This is a genomic window from Vibrio sp. Y2-5 (genome assembly GCF_014596725.1).
Classification (GTDB): Bacteria; Pseudomonadota; Gammaproteobacteria; order Enterobacterales; family Vibrionaceae; genus Vibrio.
On record NZ_JACVEG010000001.1, the window covers coordinates 917,911 to 939,665 of the forward strand.

At 41.1% G+C, this 21,755-nt stretch carries 21 protein-coding genes; 15 read left to right on the forward strand and 6 right to left on the reverse strand.

From position 1 onward, the window contains the following. Position 1 precedes the first annotated feature (1 nt). From HUO09_RS04230 to HUO09_RS04255, 6 genes are all read left to right on the forward strand, one after another. Positions 2 to 592, forward strand: coding sequence for an HD domain-containing protein (locus HUO09_RS04230; RefSeq protein WP_188233067.1), 591 nt, complete (start codon positions 2 to 4; stop codon positions 590 to 592). Positions 593 to 601: 9 nt separating this feature from the next. Continuing rightward, positions 602 to 1,075, forward strand: coding sequence for a DUF2947 domain-containing protein (locus HUO09_RS04235; RefSeq protein WP_167412788.1), 474 nt, complete (start codon positions 602 to 604; stop codon positions 1,073 to 1,075). 327 nt (positions 1,076 to 1,402) lie between these two features. Further along, on the forward strand, positions 1,403 to 2,824 hold the full coding sequence (locus HUO09_RS04240) for a DASS family sodium-coupled anion symporter (RefSeq protein ID WP_188233200.1): 1,422 nt from the start codon (positions 1,403 to 1,405) through the stop codon (positions 2,822 to 2,824). Positions 2,825 to 2,836: 12 nt separating this feature from the next. Next, the gene (locus tag HUO09_RS04245) at positions 2,837 to 4,171 is read left to right on the forward strand and encodes an ATP-binding protein (protein ID WP_188233068.1); all 1,335 of its coding nucleotides are present in this window, start codon (positions 2,837 to 2,839) and stop codon (positions 4,169 to 4,171) included. Further along, complete coding sequence (locus HUO09_RS04250; RefSeq protein ID WP_188233069.1) at positions 4,158 to 4,631, forward strand: response regulator; 474 nt, start codon at positions 4,158 to 4,160, stop codon at positions 4,629 to 4,631. Before HUO09_RS04245 ends, HUO09_RS04250 begins: the two co-directional genes overlap by 14 nt. A 289-nt stretch (positions 4,632 to 4,920) precedes the next feature. Next, positions 4,921 to 5,142, forward strand: coding sequence for a hypothetical protein (locus HUO09_RS04255; RefSeq protein WP_188233070.1), 222 nt, complete (start codon positions 4,921 to 4,923; stop codon positions 5,140 to 5,142). A 31-nt stretch (positions 5,143 to 5,173) separates the two neighbouring features. Here HUO09_RS04255 and HUO09_RS04260 read toward each other — a convergent pair whose 3' ends face one another. Further along, the gene (locus HUO09_RS04260; protein WP_188233071.1) at positions 5,174 to 6,349 is read right to left on the reverse strand and encodes a sugar efflux transporter; all 1,176 of its coding nucleotides are present in this window, start codon (positions 6,347 to 6,349) and stop codon (positions 5,174 to 5,176) included. A 132-nt stretch (positions 6,350 to 6,481) separates the two neighbouring features. Next, the gene (locus tag HUO09_RS04265; RefSeq protein ID WP_188233072.1) at positions 6,482 to 6,880 is read right to left on the reverse strand and encodes an NUDIX hydrolase; all 399 of its coding nucleotides are present in this window, start codon (positions 6,878 to 6,880) and stop codon (positions 6,482 to 6,484) included. Between the two features lie 413 nt (positions 6,881 to 7,293). Here HUO09_RS04265 and HUO09_RS04270 point away from each other — a divergent pair, with 413 nt between their 5' ends. Beyond that, positions 7,294 to 8,403, forward strand: a complete 1,110-nt coding sequence (locus tag HUO09_RS04270; protein ID WP_188233073.1) for a two-component system response regulator — start codon at positions 7,294 to 7,296, stop codon at positions 8,401 to 8,403. 6 nt (positions 8,404 to 8,409) lie between these two features. Then, a complete protein-coding gene (locus HUO09_RS04275) occupies positions 8,410 to 10,836 on the forward strand; it encodes a hybrid sensor histidine kinase/response regulator (protein ID WP_188233074.1) in 2,427 nt (808 codons plus the stop codon). Positions 10,837 to 10,944: 108 nt separating this feature from the next. On the opposite strand, the gene HUO09_RS04280 is transcribed toward HUO09_RS04275, so the two are convergent. The 3 genes from HUO09_RS04280 to HUO09_RS04290 all read right to left on the reverse strand — a co-directional run bounded on the left by HUO09_RS04280 (position 10,945) and on the right by HUO09_RS04290 (position 12,129). After that, a complete protein-coding gene (locus tag HUO09_RS04280) occupies positions 10,945 to 11,286 on the reverse strand; it encodes a multidrug efflux SMR transporter (protein ID WP_167412781.1) in 342 nt (113 codons plus the stop codon). 147 nt (positions 11,287 to 11,433) lie between these two features. Next, the gene (nqrM, locus tag HUO09_RS04285) at positions 11,434 to 11,637 is read right to left on the reverse strand and encodes a (Na+)-NQR maturation NqrM (RefSeq protein WP_167412780.1); all 204 of its coding nucleotides are present in this window, start codon (positions 11,635 to 11,637) and stop codon (positions 11,434 to 11,436) included. A gap of 15 nt (positions 11,638 to 11,652) precedes the next feature. After that, the gene (locus tag HUO09_RS04290) at positions 11,653 to 12,129 is read right to left on the reverse strand and encodes a NifB/NifX family molybdenum-iron cluster-binding protein (protein WP_188233075.1); all 477 of its coding nucleotides are present in this window, start codon (positions 12,127 to 12,129) and stop codon (positions 11,653 to 11,655) included. Between the two features lie 534 nt (positions 12,130 to 12,663). On the opposite strand from HUO09_RS04290, the gene mglB reads away from it, so the two are divergent. The 5 genes from mglB to HUO09_RS04315 all read left to right on the forward strand — a co-directional run bounded on the left by mglB (position 12,664) and on the right by HUO09_RS04315 (position 18,921). Next, positions 12,664 to 13,638 (forward strand): galactose/glucose ABC transporter substrate-binding protein MglB, encoded by a 975-nt coding sequence (gene mglB / locus HUO09_RS04295; protein WP_167412778.1) that lies wholly within the window; start codon positions 12,664 to 12,666, stop codon positions 13,636 to 13,638. A gap of 113 nt (positions 13,639 to 13,751) precedes the next feature. Further along, positions 13,752 to 15,260: a galactose/methyl galactoside ABC transporter ATP-binding protein MglA gene (gene mglA, locus HUO09_RS04300; RefSeq protein ID WP_167412777.1), complete on the forward strand. Its 1,509-nt coding sequence runs from the start codon at positions 13,752 to 13,754 to the stop codon at positions 15,258 to 15,260. 10 nt (positions 15,261 to 15,270) lie between these two features. Next, positions 15,271 to 16,278, forward strand: coding sequence for a galactose/methyl galactoside ABC transporter permease MglC (gene mglC / locus HUO09_RS04305; RefSeq protein WP_167412776.1), 1,008 nt, complete (start codon positions 15,271 to 15,273; stop codon positions 16,276 to 16,278). Positions 16,279 to 16,648: 370 nt separating this feature from the next. Beyond that, the gene (locus HUO09_RS04310) at positions 16,649 to 18,217 is read left to right on the forward strand and encodes an ABC-F family ATP-binding cassette domain-containing protein (protein WP_188233076.1); all 1,569 of its coding nucleotides are present in this window, start codon (positions 16,649 to 16,651) and stop codon (positions 18,215 to 18,217) included. 197 nt (positions 18,218 to 18,414) lie between these two features. Continuing rightward, a complete protein-coding gene (locus HUO09_RS04315; RefSeq protein ID WP_188233077.1) occupies positions 18,415 to 18,921 on the forward strand; it encodes a DUF6653 family protein in 507 nt (168 codons plus the stop codon). A gap of 117 nt (positions 18,922 to 19,038) precedes the next feature. Here the strand turns inward: HUO09_RS04315 and HUO09_RS04320 are convergent, their stop codons facing one another. Next, positions 19,039 to 19,860, reverse strand: coding sequence for a transporter substrate-binding domain-containing protein (locus HUO09_RS04320; protein ID WP_188233078.1), 822 nt, complete (start codon positions 19,858 to 19,860; stop codon positions 19,039 to 19,041). Between the two features lie 330 nt (positions 19,861 to 20,190). On the opposite strand from HUO09_RS04320, the gene HUO09_RS04325 reads away from it, so the two are divergent. Further along, entirely contained in the window at positions 20,191 to 21,030 is an 840-nt protein-coding gene (locus HUO09_RS04325; RefSeq protein ID WP_368484435.1) for an AraC family transcriptional regulator, read from the forward strand. A gap of 49 nt (positions 21,031 to 21,079) precedes the next feature. Continuing rightward, positions 21,080 to 21,721 carry a LysE family translocator gene (locus tag HUO09_RS04330; protein ID WP_188233079.1) on the forward strand — a complete coding sequence of 214 codons (642 nt, stop codon included), beginning with the start codon at positions 21,080 to 21,082 and terminating at the stop codon, positions 21,719 to 21,721. Positions 21,722 to 21,755: the final 34 nt, after the last annotated feature.

Genomic DNA, 21,755 nt, shown 5'->3' on the forward strand with positions numbered 1-21,755 from the left:
TATGAATCAACGATTGCAACAACAGCTCAATCTGGTTTTGGAATTAGACAGACTAAAATCTGTGTTGCGTCGTACTCGTATTCAATGTGCGGAAGATAGATTAGAAAACAGTGCAGAGCACAGCTGGCACGTGGCTATGATGGCTCTTGTGATGCAAGAGCATGCGAATGAACCTGTCGATATTAGTCGGGTTTTGAAAATGTTATTGATGCATGACATGGTTGAAATTGATACTGGCGACACCTTTGTATATGATGCAGCAGCTTCAAAAGAGCAAGCACAGAAAGAGCTGGCTGCCGCTGAGAGGTTGTTTGGGTTATTACCAGATGATCAGGCTGAAGAGCTGTTTTCTCTATGGCGCGAATTCGAAGCCGCCGAAACCGCGGACGCTAAGTTTGCCAAAGCGCTCGACAGATTGATTCCAATGATGCTGAATTTCAACAATCAGGGGATTGGTTGGAGAGAGAACAACGTAACTCGCCAACAAGCATTAACCGTGAATCGTCGTATTGACGATGGTTCACATACGCTGTGGGAATATGCGCAGCAAATGATTGAACAAGCCACCGAAAATGGATGGCTCAAAGCTTAAGGACATTTCATGTCGTATTTGCCTTTGGATGATTACCAAAGAAAATGGATTTTTACTCATCAATCTATGCCGGTTCCTGAAGAGGATTTGGCACAGATTAAACCTATGACTCAACTTCGAGCCGCTCAGTATTGGAAAGAAAACCTCAGCTCGCAGAGCCCAGATGCCGAACGTTTTAGCTCTCAAGACTGGCCAAGTAAGGCTGGCAGCTGGTCGAACGAAGTGGACTGGATGGCAGAGTGGGAGAGTGATGATGAAGCACTACCACAAGCTGTGTTAGAACATATTGATTGGCAAGATGATGTAACTGTGTATTTTTGTTATGAAAAATACAATGTGATTGAAACCAAATGGTCAGTATTTAAACGTCACTGGAAGAATTTCTTATTCTACGATGACGGACCAATTCTGCTTGGTCGCCGTCGCAAAGAGGCGCTGTGGTTTAATACCAATGGCAAAGTGAAATTGGGCAATCATGACTAAACACAATCCGGCTTAGGCCGGATTTTCTTTTTCTTCATTTTTCTGTTTGATGCTAACGGACACGAGTTTGTGTCTAAGCCCTCATTTTTGACATGTTGTTTTGAGGGAACACTGAATCGTTGATCTCACTCCTAACTTTTTGTTTTCTCTCTTCCATAATGTACCAGTTAGTTTGAATAGCGGTGTCATATCAAAATCTGTCATTTTTCTTTCAAGCAATTGCGCTAAGAACATCGCTTAGGGCAATACAGAACGGATTATTGTTGGCGTTGGTATTGATACTCCATTTTTTCAAATTGGTTTAACCAGCAGCAAGGAAGAGCAGTGATGGTACGCCCTTACTTAAAATTTATTATTCCAATTGTAATACCTTTACTTATTTTGCTTATGCCGTTGTCGGCTTTTCCGTTCGATGGTTTAACGCTTATCCAGCAACGTGTCATTGCAATTTTCTTACTTGCGGCACTTTTGTGGGTGTTTGAACCGATCCCAATTTATGCCACTTCTGTCGTCATCATTGTCCTCGAATTGCTGATGCTGTCGAATAAGGGGCTTATTCTTTTTCGTTTAAACGAATCGCAACCTGAGTTTGGGCACTTGCTTAAATACAGCGATATCATGGCAACCTTCGCAAGCCCAATTATTATGCTGTTTCTCGGCGGTTTCTTTTTGGCGATGGCGGCAACTAAGTACCGATTGGATGTCAACTTAGCTCGGGTATTGCTCAAGCCTTTCGGTCAGAATCCGAAATACGTAATGCTTGGCTTGATGCTGATCACGGGCGTTTTTTCGATGTTTATGTCCAATACGGCGACAACAGCGATGATGCTTTCTATTTTGGCACCGGTTATTGCGGTATTTGGGCCTAAAGACCCGGGAAGAATCGCGTTTGCTCTGTGCATTCCTGTCGCGGCTAATATTGGCGGGATCGGAACGCCTATTGGGACTCCGCCCAACGCCATCGCCCTTAAATATCTGGTCGGTGACAATCTCATCACATTTGGCGAATGGATGGCATTCGGTGTGCCATTTGTCGTCGTAATGATGGCGTTATCATGGTTTCTAATTTGCTCAATCTACAAAGCGGATCAGCAACGAATTGAGCTGACGATCAAAGGCAAATTCCTTAAGACACCAAAGGCTATGGTTGTGTATATCACTTTTGCAGCGACTATTTTGCTTTGGTTGGTTGGGGATTTACACGGTATGAACTCCTATACCGTGGCTCTAATTCCTGTCGCGGTATTCTCAGTAACAGGGATCATCAATAAAGAAGATTTGAAAAAAATCTCTTGGGATGTGCTCTGGCTGGTATCCGGCGGTATCGCATTGGGTCTGGCGTTAGATAAAACAGGGTTAGCCGCACTGGTTGTTCACAGTATTCCTTTCGGTGATTTTTCTCCGTATGTGGTGTTGTTCGGTGCAGCATTGTTATGTCTGTTGATGGCTAACTTTATGTCTCATACCGCAACCGCAAACTTACTGATGCCGATAATGGCAGCGTTGGGTGCTTCTATGACATCTCTTAACACGCTGGGTGGTGAAGTTACGTTAATCTTAGTTGTTACCTTTTCGGCATCTTTGGGCATGTCATTGCCTATCAGTACACCTCCTAATGCTTTGGCTCATGCTACTGGCTATGTTCAAAGTAATCAGATGGCAAAAGTTGGCGTTATTCTGGGGGTGGTAGGGGTGCTTTTGAGTTTTGTTATGGTCGCGGCACTGAATGTGGTCGGATTCATTGGTTAGTCGGCAAATAGCATGAATGAACAAGAACGCACGCTTGTAGATCGTTACTTCAGAAACAGTGATAAAACGATAACCCTGCCTTCAGGCAGTAAAGTGATTCAACAAGATGGTTACAACGACCGTCTCTACTACGTCCATTCTGGTGAACTGCTGGGGGATTATGAAGAGTTTGAAGGTCGTCATGTAAAAGTGTTCTCTGCCTCTAAAGGCGCGTTCATTGGCGTACACAGTTTTTTTTCTGGAACATGGACTGCTTCGTCAACCGTTGTCGCACAAACTGAGGTAAAACTGAGTTGGATTGACAGGCACACGGAAACCTTGGACGCCGAGACATTTGGTCCACTCAGTACACAGTTTATGCCAGTTATTGTTGCAGAATTGAATCGTCGCCAGCGTCGCGCGCATCAGGAAGCAGTGGCAAAAGAGAAAGCTTTAGAAAAACTGCACTCGGCTGAACAGATGACCACATTGGCGCAGTTGGCCGCTGGCATTTCCCATGAGCTGAACAATGCAATTGGTGTAGTGAGCAGCAAAAGTGAGCGTCTTGAAAGCCTTTTTATGGAACTGTTGGAAGAAGTTCACCCCGAGGCCAGTCAGTTTTTTGATTATGGATTAATGCATGGTCAAAAAGTCTCTTCCAGTGAAGCCAGACGGCGAGGATTGATTTTAGAACGTAAGTATCAACTGCCTAAAAACGTTGCGAGAGAACTTGCGCGCGCCGTACCGGAAGACGAACTTTCATCTCATTGGATAGGTAACGCCAATCTTGCCATTCGATATTGGCAAATGGGAAGGGATTTACACGATTTACGTGTGGCGTCGAGCCATGCAGTAGGGATTGTGAAGTCCGTCAAGCAGCTTGCCAGAAGTGAAGTCAATCTCAATGAAGAGCTAGATATTAACGACACCATAAACAGGGCATTGACTCTTTTGCAAAGCGACTTACGCAGGGTGTCAGTGAGAATGAGGCCGGGTAATTTGCCCAAGTTAAAAGGTTCACAAACAGAATGGGTTCAGGTGTGGGTCAACATCATTAAGAACGCTTGTGATGCGATGATGGTGACATCAGAACCAAGATTAGATATTCAAACCAAATATAGTAAGCATCGCCTTCTTGTGACTTTGACCAATAACGGCCCTGAAATTGGTGAACTTACAAGGCGAAAAATATTTCAACCGAGCTTCACGACTAAAAAAGATGGTCTGTCGTTCGGTTTAGGTCTGGGGTTGTCTATCGTGAAGCGAATTGTTTCAAGTTATGGCGGAAGTATCGCGGTCAAAAGCGATCAAGAAGCAACCATTTTCAGAATAAAGTTACCAGTAGAGGATGACCATGGAGAAACTTAATATCATATGCGTGGATGACCAAAGGGAAGTGTTAAGTGCCGTCCTGCAAGACCTTGAACCACTTTGTTTCTGGCTGAATATTGAAGACTGTGAATCAGCCTCTGAAGCGTTAGATCTTATGGATGAACTCGATGCTAACGGTGAGCATGTTGCTTTAGTCATCTCCGACCATGTTATGCCAGAGAAAACAGGAGTTGAACTCCTTACAGAAATTAGTGCCGATACTCGTTTTATCCATACCAAGAAAGTACTTCTCACAGGGCAGGCAACCCATTCTGACACTATCAATGCCATTAATAACGCTGGTATTAACCGCTACTTTGAAAAGCCTTGGGGTACAAGCGAATTAGTGGAATGTGTCAGGACATTAGTCACTGAATTCATCTTTGATAAAGGCCTTGATTATACTGAATGGCAAACGAATCTAGACCAGTCTGTGGTGCTGAATCGATTGCGTTAAGTCTTAGTCTAAGAAGGCTAGTTCAAGATTAACTTCAAGTTAGTATTATCTGAAAACAAACCGAAGTTGTGACTTTTCTTTGGGGCTCCTGAACTGTGGTGGTTAATGTTTAGGAGTACTCAATCTTCGTTTCTGAATAGCTTTGTTCGCTGATTCATCCATTCAAAAACTCATATCTTTTTGGAATTCCGTCTTTTTTTAAGTCACTCGCATAAATTTGTGTGCATTTAGGTGCGCATTAATCAAAGGCGTATATTCACTAGGTGTTTAACGCAAAGAGAATATTCCGATGACTAGATACTGCAAGTGTTGCAAAGTTCCGACAGAACATAAAGAGAGCCTAGTGCGTAAACCGTCGAGTTATGACACCGACAAATCGATACTAGGGCGTGTCACCTTGTTTATACATGAGTTCATTAATGGCGGTCATTACTACAACATGAATCGCTATGTCACCTGCACAATCTGCCGTAAAAAGACACTTGAGAATATGGGCAATGAGTTCGAGTAAGGCTCTTGTTTTCATCGCTTTATCTTGTTGGTCAAGCGCATTGAACTTTACGTTGCTGGTTAGCAATATAGGCATCGAACAGTAACAAACCAATAAACGAACATATGATAGCGCCTAAGCACAGCAACAGTGGTGCTTTAAAACCAAAGTATTGTGAGATAACACCCATGGTACTCGTTCCGATCATAGTACCTGCAAGCATCGAATTTGTATAAAACGCTGACGCTTTACCTACCGTTGTAGGAGCAAAATCTTGCATGATGGTAATGCCAAGGCCAACAAAAATGCCGAAAAAGAGCCCATTTAAAATCTGCAAAGCAAACAAAATATTCAGCGAGGTATTGAAATACATACCTATATAGAAAGCAGCGCCCGCTAAAAACCCCAAACGCAACACTTGGCTTTTACCAAAACGCTGTGCCCAGCCAACGGCTAACAGCATCACAGGAATTTCAATCGCTGCTGTTATTCCCATTAAGATTCCAGGATACGATTTCGATAAGCCGAGTTCTTGCGTCATAAAAAGGGGCATAGAACTGATATAAGTACTGTTTGCTATGTTAGTGATAAGCACCACAATTCCAAGAAACCAAACCGCAGCAGGCAATTTGGTTTTAGGTTTATTTTTTATTTTGTCGGTTTCTAAGACTGGCATTTGGAAGAAGAGCATAATCCAAATCATCACAAAGCTTGCAATAGCTGCTGAAATATAAAAGTTGTTGTCAAAACCAAAGTGGTCAACCGAAAAAAACGCTAAAGGTGGACCAAATATCCAAAGAAATGAAACCGAAGAACGCATTTGAGAATTGAGCTTGGCGCTGTTTTTTCCTGTTGAATCTGCGTAGCGCCTTATCACGGCCAAGATAAGAGGAATAGAGCTTGAAGCTACAGGCATTAAGAGACAACCAATAACGATGGCATGCCAAAATTCTGTAGCGAGAGAAAACATGATGGCCGCAGAAAAAATACCGGCAAGAGAGAGTAACAGCAGAAACTTGCTTGGTACGCCTTTATCAATCAACCCCGTCAGCTTTTGACTGACAATCATTGTCATCAATGCCGTTAAGGATGTATAGAGCCCAATCAAGGCTGGTTCTGTATGAAGCTCACTAACAAGAAACAAGCTCATAATGGGCATAATAAAAGAGAAAGCGAGAGCGGTGAGTCCATTTACTGCGAACAAAACCGGAGTTTGGCTTTTAAACAACGTCTATCTCCTATGAGTGTGAGTAGTGACAAATGCTATTCCACACTCCGTAACGTGACATTTTTTATGAGCTTGGACGTAAATATCTCATATGCCTTGGGCTGTGAATGAATGTTAAATTTAGGTTGATGTTCAATCAACTAAGAACTGACTTACACGACCAACTTCTGCTAAAGCGATTCGGTCAGCTTCAGTTGCAACAGGGGCGTTATCAATGTCATACCAGTTAACTGCGTCCGCTTCTAATGGAACAATTGCTCCTTCCCATTCGGTAATAACGTAATAGTGCAATAGCTGAAGTTCAATGGTTGGATGATAGAGTGAACATAGATACTTCGCATTTTTAGGTGTTATATCAAGCTCTTCTTTTAGTTCTCGTAATAACGCTAGCTGCTGAGTTTCACCGACCTCTAAATGACCACCGGGTATTGCAATCATGCCGGGATCAGTTTCTTTTAACTTTGACCGATGTTCCAATAGAACTTGTTTATCTTTCAACAGGATGAATGACACACATTCAAATACTTCCATTCTTATTTCCACTTGATAATCCTTCGATTAGTTTGAAAGCATAGCATGAACATCCTGTGTCGAAGAGAGGGTCACAAAAAATCGTGTTTATTGTTATCGGGTAAAAAAAATTATTAGGATCTTAAAACATAAAAACTTATTTGATCGAAAGAATAACCTAAATAAAAGAGTTGTTTCTATATAATTGATTTAAATATTGAAAGAGTAATCGCTCTAAAATAAGTTCTTTGATTTTCTGGAATTAAAATAAGTAGATTTTGGTCACAGCCTTTCTATATGATACACGCTATATCTCATATATAAGTAGTATCTAAAGTTAGTTAGCTTATTGTTTATATTGATTATTAAAATAAAATAAATTCATCTCGTCGAACGGCAACATTCTTATAATCAATAACTTAAGGACATAAGAGATGTACCATTCTTCTTCGCACACACCAACATTGCTCGTCATAGACGATATCCCAGAGAATCTCAGTTTAATGTATAAACTGTTGAAAGATGATTACAAAGTTAAAGGTGCCAATAGTGGAGACAGAGGCTTAGCGATAGCTATTTGTGATCAGCCAGACCTAATTTTACTCGATGTTATGATGCCTGATATGGATGGTTTTGAAGTCTGTTCATACTTAAAATCAAACCCTTTAACTAAAAATATCCCCGTTATATTTATCACTGCAAAAACTGAAAATGTTGATGAAAGGAAAGGTCTAGAACTTGGTGCTGTGGACTACATTACTAAGCCGATTGTACCCGAAATCGTCAAGGCTCGGGTTAAAACGCACTTATCACTAAAAATGGCATCAGATCTCCTGAAAGGTGAAAAAGAATCATTGGAAAAGGAGGTTCAAAAGAGAACTCAAGAGAGCATTAAGCAACTTGAAGAAATGCATGTTATTCAGGATATCGCGTTTAATGCGATGATTTCACTTGCGGAGACTCGTGACAATGAAACTGGCAATCACATTCGACGCACGCAGCATTACATTAGGCTTCTTGCAGAACGTCTACGTTTAGAACCTAACTACACCAATCAGTTGGACGACAATGTCGTCAACTTGCTCTTCAAGTCGGCACCGTTACACGATATTGGGAAAATTGGCATCCCTGACCACATCTTGATGAAGAAAGGCAAGCTAACGGTGGAAGAGTTTGAAATTATGAAAACTCACACCACAATTGGTTTTGAAGCGATCAACAAAGCTGAAGAGATCAATGGTAAAGCCACAAGTTTTCTCCGTATTGCAAAAGAGATAGCGCATTCTCATCATGAGAAGTGGGATGGTACGGGCTATCCGCAAGGGTTATCTGGTGAAGACATTCCACTTTCGGCACGACTTATGGCGATTGTTGATGTTTATGATGCGTTAATCAGTAAGCGCATATATAAACAGGCCTTTACACATGATGAAGCTATCAGAATGATTCGCAGTGAAAAAGGCGCTCATTTTGACCCAATTATCGTCGACGCATTTCTGGATATTAAAGAGGATATCCACTCGATTGCCTTACGCTACGCGTGATTTACTATGAATAAAGAAAACCAACTAAGTGTACAAGCATGGGTGTGGCGTTCCATGGTCAAAACCGGAATCATTCCGTTGATTTTGGTTGAACTGTTGCTCGTTACCATCTACTTGATCAGTAACCATTTCATCAGTTCTGACAACATGGACTACATACATTCTCAGGTTAATAACGAACTCTATATTACTTCTTCTATCGAAAGTGATTTAGTGCGAGAGCGCATAAGTTCGGTATCTCGGCTTGCAGAAATATACAGGAATGAAACGCAAAGGGTGTTAGCTGAAGAACTGCGTCCTGATGAAGTTGATATGTCTAATTTGGCATTCAGTGATAATGGCGTTTTATATACCAAACAGGATCATGGTGGTGCTGCATCTTTTTATTCCTCCTACACAAAAAAGACAGACAAGGATTTGGATAGAATATTTAAACTTGCCAAATTAGACCCTTTGATGAAAGAAATTAAACGTAGCGATCCATTTATTGCTGCTGTCTATTTTAATAGTTGGGATTCTTATAATCACATCTATCCTTGGTTTCACACACTTGAGCAATACCCAGCGGATATGAATATCCCAGAATACAATTTTTACTATTTGGCTACGGATGAATATAACCCAGAGAGAAAGGTTGTGTGGACCGAAGTCTATATTGATCCTGCAGGGCAGGGTTGGATGACTTCAGCAATTGCGCCTGTATATAACGGAGATAAATTGGAAGGTGTGATTGGTATAGACATTACTGTGGATACCATCGTCAATAACATACAAAACTTGATTGTTCCCTGGAATGGCTACGCAATTCTCGCAAACAGCGAAGGAACTATCATGGCTCTGCCGCCGAAAGGTGAACAGGACCTTAATATTAAAGAGCTGAAACAGCACAATTATAAAAGCGCAGTCACACAAGAGATGTTCAAGCCCGAAGACTTTAATCTGTTCAAAAGGGCAGACACAAAAGCTTTGGAGCCGCAATTTGATGGTCAGAATCAAGGGCTGACTAAGCTGGTACTTAACAACGAAAACAAGTTGGTCTCTTGGGTAACTATTCCTGAAACAAACTGGAAAGTGCTTTTTGTTGTTGATGAAAACGAAATGTACCGAGAGTCGATGGCCTTAAAAGAGAAATATCAGGGTATTGGGTACATCATGATCTTTGGGTTGATCGGATTCTATATCCTCTTCTTAGCTTATACTTGGATGGTATCCAAACGAATGAGTGAAGCGATTGCGGCACCGCTATCGCAAATCAGAAATATGTTCCATAAGATGAGTTCCGGTAATTTTGATGTTTCTCATGAACAGTTTAATCTCAAAGAGTTAAATGACACAGCCAAGGCAACCATAATAATGGGTGGTCGATTAGGCAAATTAACTAATGAACTGAAAACGGCAAAGATAGAGGCTGAGGAAGCAAATATAGCCAAAAGCCAGTTCATTTCAAATATTAGCCATGAAATTAGAACACCGATGAACTCAATCTTGGCTCTGTCAGATATGTTACTCGCCAACACTGTTAATAACGAACAGCGTGATTCTTTGGTGAGAATTAAAAAGTCGGGTGAACACTTATTATTGGTCATTAATGATGTGTTGGATTTATCAAAAATCGAATCCGGGCACCTTAATATAGAAAAAATCCCATTTAATATTTATTCCATTGCTCAAGATGTGTACGAGCTTTGTGAAGCAAAAGTTTCCACAAAAGGTTTGGGTTTGCACGTTGATGTAGAGGAAAATATTCCAACATTATTAGGCGATCCATTACGTATCAAGCAAGTTTTACTTAACTTTGTCGCTAACGCCGCTAAATTTACTGCTCAAGGAAGCATCAGCGTCACTATACATGTTGTCTCAACTTCAGGTGACCAAACGAAACTACGCATCGAAGTAAACGATACTGGAATTGGTTTAACTGACGAAGAACAGTTAAAAATCTTCGAAAGCTTTCAGCAAGCTGATACCTCAACAACTCGCAAATATGGTGGTACAGGGTTAGGTCTAACAATTTCTAGGAGCATAGCTAAATTGATGGATGGTGAGATCGGTGTTGATAGCAGACCGGGAGAGGGCAGTACTTTTTGGTTCGAGGTTACGCTGGATACGAGTTTCGAAGAGAGTTCTGAACAGCTTAATAATTCAATGCGATTAAGCAATCTTGACTATAACACGAAGTATCAAGAATCAGATGCTGAGGATTTGGAAGATATCGATTTAGAACAGTTGATTGAAAAGCTTAACTATTTGAATCAACTATTGAATGATAACAACCTCGCTGCGGAAGAATACTTTCAACAGCAAAAACTCTATTTTGATAAAGTAGTACCCAATTGCAGTAACCAATTAGCCGCGTTCATTTCTAGTTGTGACTATACCAGTGCACTTGCCGCTACAGACAGAATAGAAAAATCGTTAAAAGAGAAAGTGTGAATCTACACCCATCGCCGTTAAGATGTTTCGGCGTTATAAAAGGCAGTAACGGGAATAGCCATTACTGCCTTTCTATTGACTGCTGATTTTCTGTTACTTTTACATCGATTAATGGTTTACCGATGTTGAATAAACATTAATTATTACCGTCCCCATCAATATAAAACTCATCCCAACAATGGCGTAAATATCGAGTTTTTGCCCATAAATAAGCCAAGATATACTGGCAACCAGAACAATTCCGACTCCGCACCAAATGGCGTAAGCAATGCCTAAAGACATAGCGTTTACTGTAATTGACAAGAAATAAAAGGCGAGAGCATAAGTAATCAGCACGCCTGCCGTAACTGGGAGGGAAGTAAACTGATTGGTCTTCGGCAAATAAGATGTTGCGATAACTTCTAATAAAATTGCGATCATCAATGTCGCTAGAGGAGGTAAAGCAAGCATGAGACGAGTATTCCGATGAAATTAAGAGCTTAGTTGCCTAATAATAAACCTAAAATGTTGCGGATTTTTTAAATCGTCAACATCAAAGGAACCAAACAGTAGAGTTAAAAGTCATCGATAGAAGAAAAGCAAACGTCGAGTAAGCTGTTAACGCTTTGGCGTTGGTTCTTTGATGGTGTAGAGCTGAGTTTGATGCTCTTCGCAGGTTGTTTCACAGTTACAAACTTTATCAACTCCCACATTTGATAAGCCACCACAACTACCTTGAATAGGCTTTCTTTTGGCCATCACTCCTAGCGTCATTAGTAAAACAAAAGCAATAAAAGCAACGAAAGTAATCAGGTAAATCATATTGGCCAACTCCTCTTAGTGGTGAAACTTGTGAAGACTGCGGAGGTTTCTTAGCGTCTTTGCATCAAGACGGCTTTCATTAGGTTCCCATTTAAAGGTAGAACTAGCTTGTTTGTTTTTACAGCAAGTATGGGACTTATTCTGTTTATTGACGGAAGGTTTTGCGTAACTTATGTCTTCAATTGGAACCAGTTGAGAGGCGTCAAATGCATGAATATCAGCCCCCCTTTTGAGTGTGAATACTTTTATCCCCTGAGCAAATAAGCTGGAAAGCATAGCTTCACCGATGTTTTTGATGATCACGGCATCTACATTGTGAGCGGCTAACAGAGAAAGCATTTGAGCCTTCTTACCACAGGTTTGAGACTTTTCAGGTGTTATTAAGTCAATCGTTTCTTCTTGTTTAGTAACATCATCGATAACCAAAAACTGAGGTGCTTTGGAATAGTGATTAAACAACTTGTCATTGCTGACAGGAATTGCGTATTTCATAACCTTGTCCTTGTTTGTAAATTATATGCCCGATAAAAAGACGATTTCGTTGATTTGTTAAATCTTTACATGATTTGACATGTTACATCGGGGTGATACAGCAGATAATGAACTAATAAATGGCATATGCCAATTACTTATTGTGAAATTTAAGTATTCAAATTTTGTTCATTTACAGGTATAACAAGGGTCTAAGCTTAATCTGCGCCAAAAAGCGCAATTCTTGATAGCATATTTTAAATGTGAAATTCCATGTTTATATATGAACGAAATGTTGTTTTAATGTGATCTGCATCACTTGGAAAACGCGAAATAAGTCTCGCTGTTACACTATGTTACGTACGAGGTCTGTTTTTGCATGTGGCCTCAAACAATTTAAACAAACAGTTACAATTGTTAATTACGTCTAACAAAATCCTATCTGGCTCACACAATTCGTCCTGTTTATCAATATACTTCAATGCGTAAACGTTTTCATTGGAATGGTAAACGTTTCCCTACACGTATATTAATAAAGACAAATAGGACACTTACATGAGAAAGCTAACTGCACTTGCTATGCTAACTGCTGGTATGGGTTTCGCAACACAAACTCTAGCTGACACCACTTTGGGTTTCACTATCTACAAATATGATGACAACTTCATGTCTGTTGTACGCCAAGCTATCGAAAAAGAAGCTGCTGGCGACAAAGACGTTCGTCTTCTAATGAATGACTCTCAAAACAGCCAATCAATGCAAAACGACCAAGTTGACGTTATGTTGGCTCGTGGCGTTCAAGCGCTTGCTATCAACCTTGTAGACCCAGCTGCAGCACCTTCTATTATCAGCAAAGCGAAAATCGATGATGTACCAGTTGTTTTCTACAACAAAGAACCAAGTGCAGCAGCACTTGCAAGCTACGATAAAGCTTACTATGTAGGTACTGACTCTAAAGAATCAGGCGTTATCCAAGGCGACCTAATCGCACAACACTGGAAAGCGAACAAGTCTTGGGACAAAAACGGTGACGGCGTTCTTCAATACGTAATGTTGAAAGGTGAACCAGGTCACCCAGATGCAGAAGCTCGTACAACTTACTCTGTTAAGCAAATCAATGAGAACGGTATCAAAACTGAAGAGCTTCACATGGATACTGGTATGTGGGATACCGCAATGGCTAAAGATAAAATGGATGCATGGTTATCTGGCCCTAACGGCAGCAAAATCGAAGTTGTTATCGCAAACAACGACGGTATGGCAATGGGTGCAATCGAAGCACTACGTGGCGCTGGCCAAAAAATCCCTGTATTCGGTGTTGACGCACTAGCTGAAGCTCTAGCTCTAGTTAAGTCTGGCGAAATGGCTGGTACTGTACTAAACGATGCAACCTCTCAAGCTAAAGCAACATTCGAACTAGCTCGTAACCTAGCTGAAGGCAAATCAGCAACTGAAGGTACTCAGTGGGAAATGCAGGACAAAGTTGTTCGCGTTCCTTACGTAGGTGTTGATAAGTCAACTCTAGAGTAACAGACGTTATATTTAGGGGGCGCTCAGCCCCCTATATTTACCCGTTAATATCTTAATTAATATTCTTTAATTGATATTTATTGGTTTCAAATTAAAAACAATTAAGTGATGCCATGGTAGATCAAACACATGAATTCCTGTTAGAAATGACAGGGGTGAGTAAATCATTTCCAGGTGTAAAGGCATTAGATAAAGTTAATTTAAAAGTTCGACCGCATTCAATTCACGCTTTAATGGGTGAGAATGGTGCGGGTAAATCGACGCTATTAAAATGTCTATTTGGAATTTACGAAAAAGATGAAGGCGATATTATTTTCTTAGGAAAACATATTAACTTCTCCTCTTCTAAAGAAGCATTAGAATCTGGCGTGTCCATGGTTCACCAAGAATTAAACCAGGTTAAACAATGTTCAGTAATGGATAATATCTGGCTTGGGCGCTATCCAAGAAAAGGTTTATTTGTTGATCACGATAAAATGTATCGAGACACAAAAGCTATTTTCGAAGAGTTAGATATTAATATTGATCCACGAGTTAAAGTTGCGACTTTATCAGTGTCTCAAATGCAGATGTTGGAAATTGCGAAAGCATTTTCTTACGATGCAAAAATAGTGATCATGGATGAGCCGACTTCTTCACTAACAGAAAAAGAAGTTAATCACTTATTTACCATTATCAACAAGCTGAAGGATAAAGGCTGTGGTGTGGTATATATCTCTCACAAAATGGAAGAGATATTCTCTATCTGTGATGAAATTACCATTCTACGTGATGGTCAATGGGTAGATACACGCCCACTGAAAGGCCTAGATATGGATAAGATCATTTCGATGATGGTAGGCCGAGAACTCACTCACCGTTTCCCAGAGAAGACTAACGTTCCTAAAGAAGTCATCTTAGAGGTGAATAACCTGACAGCGTTGAACCAGCCTTCAATTCAAGACATCTCGTTTGAACTTAGAGCGGGCGAAATTCTAGGTGTAGCAGGTCTTGTTGGTTCACGTCGTACAGATATCGTTGAAACGATTTTTGGTATTCGTGAAAGAAGTGAAGGGCATATTGTTCTTCATGGACGTGAAATGAAAAACCGCGATGCACATGAAGCTATTCGCAATGGTTTTGCATTGGTAACTGAAGAACGTCGTTCAACCGGTATTTACGGAAACCTCGATATTACTTTTAACTCATTAGTTGCAAACGTTGATGAGTATAAAACTAAAACTGGTTTATTAAGTAATAAAAAAATGAAGAGTGATACTCAGTGGGTAATTGATTCGATGAGTGTTAAAACACCAACGCATCAAACTCAAATAGGTTCACTTTCAGGTGGTAACCAACAGAAAGTTATTATTGGGCGCTGGTTGTTAACTCAGCCAGAAATATTAATGTTGGACGAACCAACTCGTGGTATCGACGTGGGCGCAAAATTTGAAATTTATCAACTAATGTTGGAGCTCGCGAAGAAAAATAAAGGAATCATTATGATTTCTTCTGAAATGCCAGAGTTATTAGGTACTACCGATCGAATTTTAGTAATGAGTAACGGCCGCGCAGCGGGAATCGTTAATACTAAAGAAACCACTCAGACTGAAATATTAGAGCTAGCCTCTCGTTACCTCTAGGGAAACTATTATGGATGCTGTTAAGTCATTTGCATTAAAGCACTTAAAAGAAGGTGCTATTTACGCGGTTCTGTTTATTTTATTAGCGGTTATCGTTATTCAAGAACCATCATTTTTAAGCTTACGAAATTTAAGTAACATTCTTACTCAGTCTTCTGTGCGCGTTATTATTGCGCTTGGTGTTGCGGGTCTTATCGTTACACAGGGTACCGACTTATCTGCAGGTCGTCAGGTAGGTTTAGCTGCGGTTATCTCAGCAACCTTGCTACAGTCGATTGAAAACGTTAACAAAGTGTTCCCAAGTATTGGTGATGTGCCAATCGTAGCGGTTATCCTTTGTGTATGTTTCATTGGTGCAATCATCGGTCTAGTGAACGGCGTGATCGTTGCTTACTTGAAAGTAACCCCTTTCATCGCAACACTGGGCACCATGATCATCGTTTATGGTATTAACTCTCTTTACTACGACGCAGTAGGTGCTTCACCAATCGCGGGCTTTGACGAGCGCTTCACTGTATTCACTCAAGGCTTTATTCGATTTGGTGGGTTCCGATTCTCGTACATAACCTTCTACGCCATTATCGCTGTAATATTCATGTGGATACTTTGGAACAAGACAGTATTTGGTAAAAACATCTTCGCAGTTGGTGGTAACCCAGAAGCGGCAAAAGTATCAGGTGTTAACGTACCAATGACTCTACTAAAAGTGTACGCACTTTCAGGTGTCTTCTATGCGTTCGGTGGTATGTTGGAAGCGGGTCGTATCGGTAGTGCAACTAACAACTTAGGTTTCTTGTACGAACTTGATGCAATCGCAGCCTGTGTGGTAGGTGGTGTATCCTTCGCCGGTGGTGTTGGTAGTATCGCCGGTGTAGTAACGGGTGTTCTAATCTTCACCGTTATCAACTACGGTATGACTTACATCGGTGTTAGCCCTTACTGGCAGTACATCATCAAAGGTTCAATCATCGTATTCGCGGTAGCATTGGACTCAATGAAGTACGCAAACAAGAAATAAGATTCATCTTCGAATCATACATAGCGCTGCTCCGGCAGCGCTTTTTTCATATTAAGAAAAGTGAACCCGTTCATTAGAACCTAAGAATGAGCAGCAAGGTTATGAGTCTCTTCCTTGACTCATCTTGTCTAAGTGCACTATTCTACGTCCATCATTTCTTTAGGAGATTACGCCAATATGAATAACTAAACCTGTTATCCACTTTTACTTTATTTTTTGGATTCACAGGGTTAGTAGGCGTAGCTCACTTTCTGATATTTAATTGCAGCCATGTTTTGGGTATATATTGCCTGAATTTGTGTTTTTGCAACGATCTCATCTCTAAATATTTATGCTACGGCCTTTGTCCCTGTCATACAGGAGGCAACTTATGCCATTTTTACAAGCAAATAATTTAAGCTTTCAATTTGATAACGGAGAGATGTTGTTTCAGCAGGTCTCTTGTTCGATGACTACTTATCGTGTTGGGTTGGTCGGACGTAACGGTATCGGAAAATCTATCCTTGCCTCGATATTAATTGGGGAACAAACACCTTCCGATGGCTCAGTATCAGTACCCCAATCATACGCTGTTTATCGCCAGCAACCTTCGCATTTGTTATCCGGTGATTTATCGATTGCACAGTTTTTAGGTAAAGACGACATACTGGAAGCTCTTAAGCAGATTCAATCTGGTGATTGTTCTGAGTACTGGTTCGAAGTGGTTGGGGAACAATGGGATATTTTCAATCGCCTGAGTCAGCAGCTTAAGCAGATGGGCTTACCACCTGATCCTGATTTCCCTTGCGCTAAACTAAGTGGCGGACAACTCGCTCGACTACAACTTTGGCAGTTGTTGGATAGTGACGTTGAGTTATTGATTCTTGATGAGCCTTCCAACCATCTTGATAGCCAAGCAAAGCAGTGGTTAATTGACGCAATGCGCGTTTTCGACGGCGCTATTCTGCTTATCAGCCATGACCGCGAGTTACTCCGTGAAATGGAAGAAATTTGGGAGCTTTCAGGGTTGGGGTTGCAGGTGTTTGGCGGTAATTACGACATTTACGCTGAACAGAAACGCGCCGAGCTACAAGCTGTAGAGCGACAACTTAATAGCATTGATAAACAGAAAAAGAAGCTGGAAGAGCAGGCGCAGCGAAATCGGGAAAAGGCTGAACAAAGAGCAGCACAAGGTAACAGGTTACGTAAGGAGGGGAGTCAGGCGAAAATTCTACTTGATGGTAAGAAAGACAAGGCAACGGCGAGCGCTTCAAATCGCAGTAAAAACGAACAACATCGTCAAGTTTCTCTGCAAGAAAAGGCACAGACCTTGAAAGCCAGAAAAGAGCTGATGAAAGAGCAAAAGATTTATTTGGCTGACAGTCAAAGTCGCTTACGAAAAGTGGTAACAATGCTCGAAGGTGTATTGCCTTTTGGTCGCTCTGAACCTATCACGTTACAAATTCATAGTGATGACAAAATCCACCTTACGGGCAGAAATGGATGTGGGAAATCCACCTTTTTAAAAACGTTATTAGGTGTGTTTTCACTTAAGAAAGGGGAAATGCAATTGAATACGTCATTGTATTATCTAGACCAACACTTCGGATCTATTCACCCCCAGTTATCGATGCTGGATAACTTGATAGAACAGTGTCATGGAATGAAAGAAAGTGATGCACGAACCTTGCTTGCCGGAATAGGGTTTCGGCGTGACAGTGTCTTTCGTCTTGGACATATGCTGAGTGGCGGTGAAAAGATGAAGTTAGCTATGTTGATTGTTAGCCACCAGCTAGAGCAACCTTTGCTGTTACTTGATGAGCCCGATAATCACCTCGATCTCGATTCTAAAATCATGCTTGCGCAGGCTTTGTCGAATTACCGAGGAGGCTTCATTCTCGTTAGCCATGATCATGATTTTGCTGATGAATCTGGCGTGAATCGGAAAATTTGTTTTTGAGCTTGATACTTTTTACGCTTCATACATAGCGAGATAGAACTTGTGGAGCAATATGGTGTTGCTCCATTTCTCTTTGTACTCATGTGATAAGAAATGGTTCATCTTGTTTGTGTTACATTTTCATTGATTCAAACAAAGTATACTGGTGGTTTCGTCCCCTTATATGATGTCTACATACCTATAGCTGAGGAGTTGCTGTGGATGTAATCAAGAAATTAGAGCAGATGATGGTGATGGATGAATCGAGTTGGCGTAGACATTCAAATCCATGGAGCGTCTATAGCCGTTTTTCGGTTTTGCCAATTATCTCTCTCGCATTTTGGTCGCGGGAGTGGATAGGAAGCTATTCAATAATTGCGATTGTGTTCGCTTTTTGTTGGCTGTGGCTCAATCCTAGATTATTTCCAGCGCCAGAGAAAACAAACAACTGGGCTTCAATGGCAACATTCGGTGAGCGTATTTATCTAAAAAGAAAGGTTGAACCCATACCTCATCACCATATCAAACCAATTTTAGTTCTGCAGTCGCTAACGTCTTTAGGGATACCTGTATTTATCTACGGCTTGTGGAGTTTAGATCTAAGCTTGGTGTTGGCTGGAAACCTTTGGATAATGGTGTTCAAAGCTTGGTTTGTTGATCGAATGGTATGGTTGTACCTAGATATGAAAGACTCTAAAACGGAGTATGCAAGCTGGCTTAAATAACGCCAAGCAATACCACTTCAACTATCTTAGTACTGATTGGTTTGAATGTTTGCAGATTCAAAACTCTGAAATCAACTACCGAGAGTTATTCGGTAGTTGATTTATATTGACGTGTATTTACTCGACGTTGTTTACCCATTTATCTGATTTGAACCATTTATCATGGATACGTTGGTAGGTTCCGTCCCCTTTAATTTGACGCAGATAATTGTTCAGGAAGTTTAGAAAATCAGCATCGCCTTGGCGTACCGCCCAGCCCAGAGGTTCAAAAGTGAAACTCTCATCTAAATGAACCACAGTGTCTTTGTGCTGTGTTTCATACATAGCGTTGTAAGGAAAGTCATAGACAAAAGCATCTGCTTGCCCATTTGCAATTTGCAGTGCAGCGTCGGCAGACGTTTCATAAAGATCGATTTTGGCACCGTATAAGTACTTTTTAGCCGCTTCCGCACCAGTAGTACCCATTTGAGTTGCAACTGTGTATTGCCCATTGTTCAGGTCACGGAACGAATGAACTTTGTCTGCAAGCTTCGGTGAAATAAGAATGGTCTGGCCAACTTCAATGTAAGGTTCGGCAAAGTTGACGCTCAAATTACGTTCAGGTGTAATTGTCATACCGCCGATGAAATCACATTTTCCGGTCTTTAGCGCAGGAATAATACCATCCCAAGCCGTATTCACCGGAACAAACTTAACATTGATCGAGCGTGCCATCTGCTTAGCGAGGTCGATATCAAACCCGACGTAATTTCCTGTTTTATCAGTCATTTCGAATGGAATGTAACCAGACTCAAAACAGAACTTAAGCTCACCTGAACTTAAGATCCCATTCAATGCCGATTCTGCAGCATTTGCATTTACTGGGGAAAAAAGAGTGAAAAGCGCAACTGAAGAGGCGAGCACGCCTCGAAATTGTTGTTTAAAAGGTTTTAACTTCATTTTATACATCCAAATGTTTTTATTTTTTTAGTGTTGTGTCTGGTCTGAGAATATCAGACGGTAAAGCCTATGAATGATGAAGAATTTACACGAATAATCAATACATTATTCTTTATAAGATATTCTAATTTTTTCCCCCATTCAGAATACATTCTCCCAGCACCTTTAATGGTTAAAAACTGTTCTGTTGGTTGAGGGGGATCTAAAAGGCATTAAGTAATGACAGCGATAACTGGCACACTCACTTGGCGATAGTTAGTCCGATTATTGCGCTTAACGGTTCCGTGCAATACGATGAGGAACAAGTTTAACGGTGTGGAGTGGAATGCTGTGGCAGAGACTGTTCGGGATGTAAATCAGCGTTTTTGGAACAATAAGGACATTCCCTATTTAACGATCAGAACCACTTGTCACAGTACACAGAGTTACAAAGCTCATAGCCACAGTGAACTGTCCATAGGTATTATTGAGTCTGGAGAGACACGACTATCTCTACCTGATGGCAATGTCGTTCTCAAAAAAGACGATATTATTCTGATAGAGCCTAATATTGTCCACGCCTGCAACCCTGTCGCAAACGGGCCTCGTAGCTATCACATGTTATATATCGATAATGGCTGGTGTTGTGAGACGTTGTCGAAGATCTACGGATACGAGGTCACCCAATATCATTGTGAGCAGAAGCTGCACTCTGTAATGGAAGGGGACACCGACTTATCCGGTTTAATGTTCAAATTGTTGGATCAGCCATCTCAGAGTGTGGTGACTGAAGTTGAGAGTCGCTTATTGAATTTGGTGAGTCGTCACTGTGTACCGCAACGGCACAATGAAGTCGAAAGTGAGTTAGTTGCACAGTTACGAGACCGACTGCTTCAGGATATTGCTAGCGCGCCATCTCTGGACGTTGTGTCGCAGGAGCTGGGGCGACCCAAAGAAACATTGATTAGACTATTTAAGAAGCAGCTTGGTATTACGCCCAAGGCATTTTTAAATAACAGCCGTATCGAAAGAGCGAAGATCTTACTTAAGTCGGGGATGAACATTGTTGATGTTGCGGCAGAGGTCGGTTACTCCGACCAGAGCCAATTACATCGCACGTTCGTCAACTATACCGCCTCAACACCACGTCAATATCAGCAAGTAACGTCAATTTTCGACAATAATTGTTAAGTTGGAAAACCTATAGTCTGACAACAGTTTTGGCTATAGGTAAATATTCATGTCACTTTCAACTCTTTTCCCCGTTGCTTTTCCCGCATTGGCGCTGGCTCACTTTGTTGCACTTTTAAGCCCTGGGCAGGACTTTTTCTTAATTGTTGGTCACTCTATTCGTCATAGATTGCAAGGTAGTCTATTTATCTGCCTTGGTGTCGCGCTAGGTAATGCGCTTTATATAGCACTAGCCATACTGGGTTGGACAAACATTCGAGACAATCAGCTCGTGTTTTCCTCGGTGGAAATGTTGGGGGCTATCTATCTTTTGTGGATAGGGCAACGTTTACTGAGAAGTCAAAAAACAGAGACATTAGTCGAGGCTGAACATGAGCAAGGGAAAGCTCCGTCAGCTATCAACCAGCTGTTCCTTGGTTTGAATTCAGCGTTGCTCAACCCAAAGAATGCTCTGTTCTACATGAGCTTAATGACCGTTATTCTGGGTAGTGAAGTCACATTGATTCAGCAAGTCTCTTGCGGAGTATGGATGTTTTTTGCGGTATTACTCTGGGATCTATTTATCGCATCTGCGATTGGGCGTCCACGCATTCAGAAGCAACTCAAAGCGGTGATACACATTATAGAAAGGGTGGCTGGATTAGTGCTGATCTTCTTTGGAATAACGTTATTTACGGGCTACTTAGCCTAACGGCGCTACCAAAAACTTAGTTTTGATATGGCTA

Bases quoted from the DNA above. Each gene is read 5' to 3' on its own strand.
- HUO09_RS04230 (WP_188233067.1), top strand. From the start codon at position 2: ATGAATCAACGATTGCAACAACAGCTCAATCTGGTTTTGGAATTAGAC.
- HUO09_RS04235 (WP_167412788.1), top strand. From the start codon at position 602: ATGTCGTATTTGCCTTTGGATGATTACCAAAGAAAATGGATTTTTACT.
- HUO09_RS04240 (WP_188233200.1), top strand. From the start codon at position 1,403: ATGGTACGCCCTTACTTAAAATTTATTATTCCAATTGTAATACCTTTA.
- HUO09_RS04245 (WP_188233068.1), top strand. From the start codon at position 2,837: ATGAATGAACAAGAACGCACGCTTGTAGATCGTTACTTCAGAAACAGT.
- HUO09_RS04250 (WP_188233069.1), top strand. From the start codon at position 4,158: ATGGAGAAACTTAATATCATATGCGTGGATGACCAAAGGGAAGTGTTA.
- HUO09_RS04255 (WP_188233070.1), top strand. From the start codon at position 4,921: ATGACTAGATACTGCAAGTGTTGCAAAGTTCCGACAGAACATAAAGAG.
- HUO09_RS04265 (WP_188233072.1), bottom strand. From the start codon at position 6,880: ATGGAAGTATTTGAATGTGTGTCATTCATCCTGTTGAAAGATAAACAA.
- HUO09_RS04270 (WP_188233073.1), top strand. From the start codon at position 7,294: ATGTACCATTCTTCTTCGCACACACCAACATTGCTCGTCATAGACGAT.
- HUO09_RS04275 (WP_188233074.1), top strand. From the start codon at position 8,410: ATGAATAAAGAAAACCAACTAAGTGTACAAGCATGGGTGTGGCGTTCC.
- HUO09_RS04280 (WP_167412781.1), bottom strand. From the start codon at position 11,286: ATGCTTGCTTTACCTCCTCTAGCGACATTGATGATCGCAATTTTATTA.
- nqrM (WP_167412780.1), bottom strand. From the start codon at position 11,637: ATGATTTACCTGATTACTTTCGTTGCTTTTATTGCTTTTGTTTTACTA.
- HUO09_RS04290 (WP_188233075.1), bottom strand. From the start codon at position 12,129: ATGAAATACGCAATTCCTGTCAGCAATGACAAGTTGTTTAATCACTAT.
- mglB (WP_167412778.1), top strand. From the start codon at position 12,664: ATGAGAAAGCTAACTGCACTTGCTATGCTAACTGCTGGTATGGGTTTC.
- mglA (WP_167412777.1), top strand. From the start codon at position 13,752: ATGGTAGATCAAACACATGAATTCCTGTTAGAAATGACAGGGGTGAGT.
- mglC (WP_167412776.1), top strand. From the start codon at position 15,271: ATGGATGCTGTTAAGTCATTTGCATTAAAGCACTTAAAAGAAGGTGCT.
- HUO09_RS04310 (WP_188233076.1), top strand. From the start codon at position 16,649: ATGCCATTTTTACAAGCAAATAATTTAAGCTTTCAATTTGATAACGGA.
- HUO09_RS04320 (WP_188233078.1), bottom strand. From the start codon at position 19,860: ATGAAGTTAAAACCTTTTAAACAACAATTTCGAGGCGTGCTCGCCTCT.
- HUO09_RS04330 (WP_188233079.1), top strand. From the start codon at position 21,080: ATGTCACTTTCAACTCTTTTCCCCGTTGCTTTTCCCGCATTGGCGCTG.